This window comes from Sphaerisporangium sp. B11E5 (genome assembly GCF_039871875.1).
Classification (GTDB): domain Bacteria; phylum Actinomycetota; class Actinomycetes; order Streptosporangiales; family Streptosporangiaceae; genus Sphaerisporangium.
Map to the genome: position 1 here is coordinate 205103 of NZ_JBDPMD010000010.1, position 6280 is coordinate 211382.

Consider the following 6280-nt stretch of genomic DNA (forward strand, 5'->3'; position numbering starts at 1 on the left):
CCTCTCAGAAGGCGGTCTTCTCCAGCCAGCGGCCGAGCAGCCCGGTGTCGCCGAACACCTGGTAGCGGGGGTCGGAGGGCGGCACCCGGCCGTATATCAGGAGCAGCAGGTCACTCGCCGCGCCGCGCACCGCGACGTCGCCCTTGCCGTGCCCGTGCGCCCAGATGAAACGCTCGGGGGCCAGCGTGACCATCCACTCGCCGCCCTCGACGTCGGTCGCGTGGAAGTGCAGCGTGCCGTGGTCGTCGAGCTCCCGGAGCGCCGCGACGAACCGCCCCGCCGCGGCGAGGTTGCCGAGGAACTCGTCCACCCCGTCCACCGCGAGGGCCGCCTCCACCCGCGGCTCGAGCCCGAGCGCGAACTCGGCGTCGGCCCGGTGCACCGCCGTCTCGAAGAGCATGCGCCGCGACCAGGTCCCCGCGTCCCGCCCGTCGCTCCACGACCAGACCGGCACGTCCAGCGGCGTCGCCCGCAACGTGTCCACCAGGACCGCGCCGCCCTCGGCGATCCACCGGGGGTAGTCCTTCTCGTCCTCCGGCACCCCCGCCGGGACGTCCCTCGGCCGCACCGGCTCGGTCAGCCGGTTCCGCACGATGTGCTCGACCCACCGGTGCGTGATGCCGACGTGCTTGAGCAGCTTGCCCACCGTCCACCCGGGGCACGTGGGCACGGCGGGCGCCGGGCCGGCCTGCGCCCCGGCCTCGGCGAAGCGGCGGATCTCCGCCTCCAGGGCCGTGCAGTGGTGCTCGTGGGCTCGCGTCCGGCTCATGGGTCCAGAGCGTAGACCCAGCCGGGGCGGGACGGGAACGGGCGGGCGCCACGACATTGACTGGCGATTCGACGGCAGGTACGTTCGCAGTTAATTAAAAGGAAAGCTTCTTAAAAGTTACTTCTCTGACGCGGGGCTCGCCCCCGTACTGACGTCCTGATCGACCCCCCATCTCAGTCAGCCCGATGGACGTGGAGCAGCACATGAACAGAAGATTCCTCACGAGGTTCCTCGCGGCGGCGGCGACACTGCTGATGCCGCTCGGAGCGGTGGTGGCGATGGCGCCCGGAGCGCTCGGGGCGGTGAGCGTGCCGGTCCGGGCCAACGCCGGCGGCCCCGCGGTCACCGACGGCTCGGGGAACTCGTGGGTGGCCGACAAGGCCTACAGCAGCGGGAACTGGGGTTACGACACCTCGTACGGGACCGGCTCCACCGGGAGCGGCATCGCCGGCACGACCGACGACTCGCTCTACCAGAACTACAACACCTTCAACGGGTGGACCGGCTACAAGTTCGACGTGGCCAACGGCACCTACCAGGTGACGCTGAAGATGGTGGAGGACTGGGCGAACGCGGCCGGGCAGCGCCGGTTCGACGTGCGCGCCGAGGGCACGACCGTGCTCACCGCCTTCGACATCTTCGCCTCCTGCGGGGCGCTGACCGCCTGCGACCGCACGTTCTCCGCGACGGTGAGCGACGGGCAGCTCAACGTGCAGTTCAACATGAACGGCGGCGCCAACTACGCCACCGTGTCGGCCATCGCGGTGACCGGCGGGGGCGGCGGGGGCGACACCACGCCGCCGAGCACCCCGGGCAGCCTGCGCTCCACCGGCACGACCTCCTCCAGCGTCTCGCTCGCCTGGAACGCCTCCACCGACAACGTCGGCGTCACCGGCTACAACGTCTACCGCGGCGGCACCCTGGTCACCACCGTCACCGGGACCACCTACACCGACACCGGCCTGAGCGCCGCCACCGCCTACACCTACACCGTGCGCGCCCGCGACGCCGCAGGGAACCTGTCGGCGGTCAGCAACCAGATCAGCGTCACGACCCAGGGCACCGGCGGGGGCGACACCACGCCGCCGAGCACCCCGGGCAGCCTGCGCTCCACCGGCACGACCTCCTCCAGCGTCTCGCTCGCCTGGAACGCCTCCACCGACAACGTCGGCGTCACCGGCTACAACGTCTACCGCGGCGGCACCCTCGTCACCACCGTCACCGGGACCACCTACACCGACACCGGCCTGAGCGCCTCCACCGCCTACACCTACACCGTGCGCGCCCGCGACGCCGCAGGGAACCTGTCGGCCGTGAGCAACCAGATCAGCGCCACCACCCAGCCGGGCGGCGGCGGTGGCGGCAACAAGCTGCTCGGCTACTTCGTGCAGTGGGGTGTGTACCAGCGGGCCTACCACGTCAAGAACATCGACACCAGCGGCTCGGCCGCCAAGCTGGGCTACATCAACTACGCCTTCGGCAACGTCACCAACGGCCAGTGCGCCATCGGCGACTCCTACGCCGACTACGACCGCTTCTACAGCGCGGCCGAGAGCGTGGACGGCGTGGCCGACACCTGGGACACCGGGGCGCTGCGCGGCAGCTTCAACCAGTTGCGCAAGCTCAAGGCCAAGTACCCCGGGCTGAAGATCCTGTGGTCGTTCGGCGGCTGGACCTGGTCAGGCGGCTTCGGCCAGGCGGCGGCCAACCCCACGGCGTTCGCCAACTCCTGCTACAACCTCGTGGAGGACCCGCGCTGGGCCGACGTGTTCGACGGCATCGACATCGACTGGGAGTACCCGAACGCCTGCGGCCTGAGCTGTGACACCAGCGGCTCTGCGGCGTTCCGCACCCTGATGTCGGCGCTGCGCACCCGCTTCGGGCAGAACTACCTGGTCACCGCGGCCATCACCGCCGACGGCTCCAACGGCGGCAAGATCGACGCGGCCGACTACGGCGGCGCCGCGCAGTACATCGACTGGTACAACGTCATGACCTACGACTACTTCGGCGCCTTCGCCCCGCAGGGTCCGACGGCCCCGCACTCACCGCTGACCTCCTACACCGGCATCCCGCAGGCCGGGTTCAACTCCGACGCCGCCATCCAGAAGCTGAAGAGCAAGGGCGTGCCGGCGAGCAAGCTGCTGCTCGGCATCGGGTTCTACGGCCGCGGCTGGACCGGCGTCACGCAGAGCGCGCCGGGCGGCACGGCCACCGGGGCGGCGCCGGGGACGTACGAGGCGGGCATCGAGGACTACAAGGTGCTCAAGACCCGCTGCCCGTCCACCGGCACCGTCGCCGGCACCGCCTACGCCCACTGCGGCAACCAGTGGTGGAGCTACGACACCCCGAGCACCATCGGCGGCAAGATGGGCTACAGCCGTAACCAGGGTCTCGGCGGCGCCTTCTTCTGGGAGCTGTCCGGCGACACCACCAACGGCGAGCTGATCACCGCCATGAGGAACGGCCTGGGCTGACGCCCCTGCCTCCCCGGCGCGGGGAGCCGGGCGCCCGCCCGGCTCCCCGTTCGCCTGTGAAGCTCTCCTACCAGTCCTGCGAGAGGCCGGACATCCGGCGCAGGTACTCGTCCTCGTCGATCTCGCCCGCCGCGTAGCGCCGCCTGAGGATCTCCTTGGGGTCGTCCGTGGCGGGCAGTTCTCTGCGCCGGGCCGAGACCCAGGTGCGGACCAGGATGAGGACGCAACTCAGGATCACCACGACCCCGACGAGTGTCAGCAGAATTCTCACGCCATCCTCCACTTCCCCGCGAACGGCAGCCTATCTCGGCCGCCCGCCGGTCGTCGCGGGTGGCGGGAGCCACAACGGAGTTGTCCACAGGCACGGCGCCCGGCGCGACAACCGGGGCCGGGAGCATGCAGAATCTTCCCCGGACCTTCGATGTCCTCGATATGAAGGCGGGCCAGGAATCGTGACGACCTCCATCCATCAGCAGATCGCCGGCGAGCTCGGCGTGCGGGAACGGCAGGTTCGGGCGGCCGTCGAGCTGCTCGACGGCGGCGCCACCGTGCCGTTCATCGCCCGCTACCGCAAGGAGGCGACCGAGATGCTCGACGACGCGCAGTTGCGCGCCCTCGAGGAGCGGTTGCGTTACCTGCGGGAGCTGGAGGAACGGCGCACCGCGATCCTGGAGTCCGTCCGCTCCCAGGGCAAGCTGGACGACGCCCTGGAAGCGCAGATCATGGCGGCCGACTCCAAGGCCCGGCTGGAGGACATCTACCTGCCGTACAAGCCGAAACGCCGCACCAAGGCCATGATCGCCCGGGAGGCGGGCCTTGAGCCGCTGGCCGACGGCCTGCTGTCCGACCCCACGCGCGACCCGATGGCCGCCGCCGCGGTGTTCGTGGACGCCGACAAGGGGGTGGCGGACGCCGCGGCGGCGCTGGAGGGCGCGCGGGCCATCCTGATCGAGCGGTTCGCCGAGGACGCCGACCTGATCGGGGAGCTGCGCGAGCGCATGTGGACGCGCGGGCGCGTGGTGTCGCGGGTGCGCGACGGCAAGGAGGAGGCGGGCGCCAAGTTCTCCGACTACTTCGACTTCGCCGAGCCGTTCACCAAGCTGCCGTCCCACCGCGTGCTCGCGCTGTTCCGCGGCGAGAAGGAAGAGATCCTCACCCTCACGCTGGAGCCCGACCAGGAGCCCGTCGAGGGGCCGACCGGGTACGAGGCGCGCATCGCCCAGCGGTTCGGCGTCGCCGACCGGGGCAGGCCCGCGGACCGGTGGCTGCTGGACACCGTGCGGTGGGCGTGGCGCACCCGGGTGCTGGTGCATCTCGGCATCGACCTGCGCATGCGGCTGTGGCAGGCCGCCGAGGACGAAGCGGTGCGGGTGTTCGCCGCCAACCTGCGCGACCTGCTGCTCGCCGCCCCGGCGGGCACCCGCGCCACCATGGGGCTGGACCCCGGGCTGCGCACCGGCGTGAAGGTCGCCGTGGTCGACTCCACCGGCCAGGTCGTCGCCACCGAGACCGTTTACCCGCACGAGCCGCGGCGGCGGTGGGACGAGTCGATCGAGGTGCTGGCGCGGCTGGCGCGTCAGCACAAGGTGGAGCTGATCGCCATCGGCAACGGCACCGCGTCACGAGAGACCGACAAGCTGGCCGGGGACCTCATCAAGCGCCACCCCGACCTGCCGCTCACCAAGATCGTGGTGTCCGAGGCCGGCGCGTCGGTGTACTCGGCGTCGCCGTACGCCGCGCAGGAGCTGCCCGAGCTGGACGTGTCGCTGCGCGGCGCGGTGTCCATCGCCCGGCGCCTGCAGGACCCGCTGGCCGAGCTGGTCAAGATCGACCCCAAGTCCATCGGCGTCGGCCAGTACCAGCACGACATCTCGGAGACCAAGCTGTCCCGCTCGCTGGACGCCGTCGTCGAGGACTGTGTGAACGCCGTCGGCGTGGACGTCAACACCGCCTCGGCGCCCCTGCTGACCCGGGTGTCGGGCATCGGCTCCGGCCTCGCCGAGAACATCGTGCTCCACCGCAACTCCAACGGTCCCTTCCGGTCGAGGCGGTCCCTGAAGGACGTCCCCCGGCTCGGCCCGAAGGCGTTCGAGCAGTGTGCGGGCTTCCTGCGCATCCCCGGCGGCGACGACCCCCTGGACGCCTCCAGCGTGCACCCGGAGTCCTACCCGGTGGTCCACCGCATCCTGGACCGCACCGGCGGCCACCTGCGTGAGCTGATCGGCAACGGTTCGGTGCTGCGCTCCCTGAAGCCGTCCGACTTCGCCGACGACACCTTCGGCCTGCCGACCGTCACCGACATCCTGAAGGAGCTGGAGAAGCCCGGCCGCGACCCCCGCCCCGCGTTCCGCGCGGCGACCTTCAAGGAAGGCGTGGACAAGATCTCCGACCTGGAGCCCGGCATGCTCCTCGAAGGCGTCGTCACCAACGTCGCCGCCTTCGGCGCCTTCGTCGACGTCGGCGTCCACCAGGACGGCCTGGTCCACGTCTCGGCCATGTCCAACCGCTTCGTCAAGGACCCTCGCGAGGTCGTCAAGCCCGGTGACATCGTCCGCGTGAAGGTCCTGGACGTCGACATCCCCCGCAAGCGCATCTCCCTCACCCTCCGCCTCGACGACGACACCAAGCCCGCCCCCCGCGCCGAGCGTCCCCAGGACGACCAGCGCCCCCGCGACCGCCGCTCCGGCACCCCCCAGCGCCGCGGCGGCGGCCGTCCGAAGCAGGACCCGCCCCCGAGCGGCGCCCTCGCCGAGGCCCTCCGCAAGGCCGGCCTGGACAAAGGCCTGAACTGACCCCCACCACGCCACACCCCGACCGCCTGGACAAGGGCCTGAGCTCACCCCGGCCGCGCCACACCCCGACCGCCTGGACAAGGGCCTGAGCTCACCCCGGCCGCGCCACACCCCAACCGCCTGGACAAGGGCCTGAGCTCACCCCGGCCGCGCCACACCCCAACCGCCTGGACAAGGGCCTGAGCTCACCCCGGCCGCGCCACACCCCAACCGCCTGGACAAGGGCCTGAGCTCACCCCGGC

Annotated in this window: 4 protein-coding genes; 2 read left to right on the plus strand and 2 right to left on the minus strand. The window is 71.3% G+C overall.

Annotation, left to right across the window (positions count from 1 at the left end; genetic code table 11):
- Positions 1–4: 4 nt before the first annotated feature.
- Entirely contained in the window at positions 5–769 is a 765-nt protein-coding gene (locus ABGB17_RS13395; RefSeq protein ID WP_347629040.1) for a maleylpyruvate isomerase family mycothiol-dependent enzyme, read from the minus strand.
- Between the two features lie 203 nt (positions 770–972).
- On the opposite strand from ABGB17_RS13395, the gene ABGB17_RS13400 reads away from it, so the two are divergent.
- A complete protein-coding gene (locus tag ABGB17_RS13400) occupies positions 973–3246 on the plus strand; it encodes a glycosyl hydrolase family 18 protein (protein ID WP_347629042.1) in 2274 nt (757 codons plus the stop codon).
- Positions 3247–3313: 67 nt separating this feature from the next.
- Here ABGB17_RS13400 and ABGB17_RS13405 read toward each other — a convergent pair whose 3' ends face one another.
- Positions 3314–3517 carry an SHOCT domain-containing protein gene (locus ABGB17_RS13405; RefSeq protein ID WP_347629044.1) on the minus strand — a complete coding sequence of 68 codons (204 nt, stop codon included), beginning with the start codon at positions 3515–3517 and terminating at the stop codon, positions 3314–3316.
- A gap of 181 nt (positions 3518–3698) precedes the next feature.
- Between ABGB17_RS13405 and ABGB17_RS13410 the strand changes: the two genes are divergently transcribed.
- Positions 3699–6038, plus strand: coding sequence for a Tex family protein (locus ABGB17_RS13410; RefSeq protein ID WP_347629046.1), 2340 nt, complete (start codon positions 3699–3701; stop codon positions 6036–6038).
- The last annotated feature ends 242 nt before the right edge of the window (positions 6039–6280 follow it).